The following is a 2,283-nucleotide window of genomic DNA, read 5'->3' as shown; positions in this document are numbered from 1 at the left end:
GACCTTCACCTTCACCGGGTTGCTGGTGCAGGCGCAGACCAGCGTGCCGCCGGTAAAGGATGCGCTCTCCTTGGGCAGCCCATTGTCGATCTTCGGATGCAGTTTCTCGGCCATTCGTCCTTCCTCCATGTTGACCACAAGGGTCACGGGCGTTTCGGGCCCGCGGCCCAGCGGCATTGCTTCAGTAAACCACCACACTCCTGATCGACTTGCCCTCATGCATGAGGTCGAAGCCCTTGTTGATGTCCTCCAGCTTCAGCGTATGGGTGATCATCGGATCGATCTGGATCTTCTTTTCCATGTACCAGTCGACGATCCTCGGCACGTCGGTGCGGCCGCGCGCGCCGCCGAAGGCGGTGCCCATCCAGGTGCGGCCGGTGACCAGCTGGAACGGCCTGGTCGAAATCTCCTGGCCGGCGCCGGCGACGCCGATGATGACCGATTTGCCCCAGCCGCGATGCGAGGCCTCCAGCGCCTGGCGCATCACCTTGGTGTTGCCGGTGCAGTCGAAGGTGTAGTCGGCGCCGCCGATCTGGTCGGCGCCGCGCTTGGTCATGTTGACCAGATAAGGCACGATGTCGCCGTCGATCTCCTTCGGATTGACGAAATGCGTCATGCCGAACTTCTCGCCCCAGGCCTTCTTGTCGTTGTTGACATCGACGCCGATGATCATGTCGGCGCCGGCAAGGCGAAGACCCTGGATGACGTTCAAGCCGATGCCGCCGAGGCCGAAGACCACCGCGGTGGCACCCTGTTCGACCTTGGCCGTGTTGATCACCGCGCCGATGCCGGTGGTCACCCCGCAGCCGATGTAGCAGATCTTGTCGAAGGGGGCGTCGGGGTTGACCTTGGCGACCGCGATCTCCGGCAGCACGGTGAAGTTGGAGAAGGTCGAGCAGCCCATGTAATGGAACAGTTTCTCGCCATTGACCGAGAAGCGCGAGGTGCCGTCGGGCATCAGGCCTTGCCCCTGCGTGGCGCGGATGGCGGTGCACAGATTGGTCTTCCTCGACAGGCAGGACGGGCACTGCCGGCATTCGGGCGTGTAGAGCGGGATGACATGGTCGCCCTTCCTGACCGAGGTCACGCCCTTGCCGACATCGATGACGATGCCGGCGCCCTCATGGCCGAGGATGGCCGGAAAGATGCCTTCCGGATCGGCGCCCGAGAGCGTGAACTCGTCGGTGTGGCAGATGCCGGTCGCCTTCACCTCGACCAGGACCTCGCCCTCGCGCGGCCCTTCGAGGTCCACCTCCATGATCTCAAGCGGCTTTCCGGCACCAACAGCGACTGCGGCACGCGTTTTCATGAGGCATTCCTCCCAAGGCTATCGACGAATTTCATATTCCGGCGGGCTTAAGGCCTGCCTCGCAACAAAATGTCCGTTTCCTGGTTGCCGTGAGGTCGCGATAATCGAACGATCCATCTCATAAGTCTATTCTACCAAGGTCCTCCACCCCACCCGCCTCAAGGCAGCCCGCTATGGTAGTGTGCTGAGAGTTCTGCACTTTCCGCGCAGTTTCCCGGAAGCCGTGACGCCGACCTCCTTGCCGCGGGAATAGGACTAAAGCAGAGCCAGGACGTCTGCCCACGAGGTTGATAAATCCCGCAGCTTCACTAAGCTCGCCTTGGGGCACCTTGGCTTCGCGCTAGTCCGGCAACGACCGAGCAAGCGCAAGAAGTGGTAATTTTGTCGATGACAAGTGCGGTGCCGGGCACCTTGGTGGCCTTTTTGTGCTTTCTGTCCCTGACCGCAGGCGCGTTGGCCCAGCAACCGACCTTGCAGCCGGCGGGCGCTATCAAGCCGCAAAGCAAGACAACCGAAATCAAGATAGGCTATTTACGGGCCTACGCGCCGCGACTGACGCTTTCCCTGCTCGATGCGCCGCCGCGCGACGAAGGTGTCGCCGGCGCCAATGTCGCCATCGGCGACAACAATACGACGGGCAAGTTCATCAATCAGAAATTCAGCCTCGACGTCACCGAGATAAAGCCGGAATCCGATGCGGTTCAGGCATTCGACGACCTGATCGCCAAAGGCGACCGCTATGTTGTTGCGGACCTCTCGGCCAAGCAGTTGCTGTCGATCGCCGACATCGCTCGCGACAAAGGTGTGCTGATATTCAACATCGGCGCCACCGACGACAGTCTGCGCGAGGAGGACTGCCGCATAAATGTCTTCCACATCGCGCCGACGCGAAGCATGCTCGCCGACGCGCTGGCGCAGTATCTCATGGTCAAGAAATGGCCGAACTGGGCGCTGCTCTACGGTTCGCATGAGCA

The 2,283-nt window shown here is 61.5% G+C and carries 2 protein-coding genes; one reads left to right on the top strand and one right to left on the bottom strand.

Annotated elements, in window-relative coordinates:
• Positions 1–181: 181 nt before the first annotated feature.
• Positions 182–1,309: an S-(hydroxymethyl)glutathione dehydrogenase/class III alcohol dehydrogenase gene (locus EOA29_RS33610; RefSeq protein ID WP_127222212.1), complete on the bottom strand. Its 1,128-nt coding sequence runs from the start codon at positions 1,307–1,309 to the stop codon at positions 182–184.
• 453 nt (positions 1,310–1,762) lie between these two features.
• On the opposite strand from EOA29_RS33610, the gene EOA29_RS33605 reads away from it, so the two are divergent.
• Positions 1,763–2,283: ABC transporter substrate-binding protein (locus EOA29_RS33605; RefSeq protein ID WP_245468676.1), on the top strand; the 521-nt coding region annotated here is incomplete at its 3' end.

Origin of the sequence: Mesorhizobium sp. M1E.F.Ca.ET.063.01.1.1 (assembly GCF_003998155.1) — a bacterium.
Classification (GTDB): Bacteria; Pseudomonadota; Alphaproteobacteria; order Rhizobiales; family Rhizobiaceae; genus Mesorhizobium.
Note: the sequence above shows the minus strand (reverse complement) of the source record. Positions and strands in the feature narration are given on the sequence as shown.

Bases quoted from the DNA above. Each gene is read 5' to 3' on its own strand.
- EOA29_RS33610 (WP_127222212.1), bottom strand. From the start codon at position 1,309: ATGAAAACGCGTGCCGCAGTCGCTGTTGGTGCCGGAAAGCCGCTTGAG.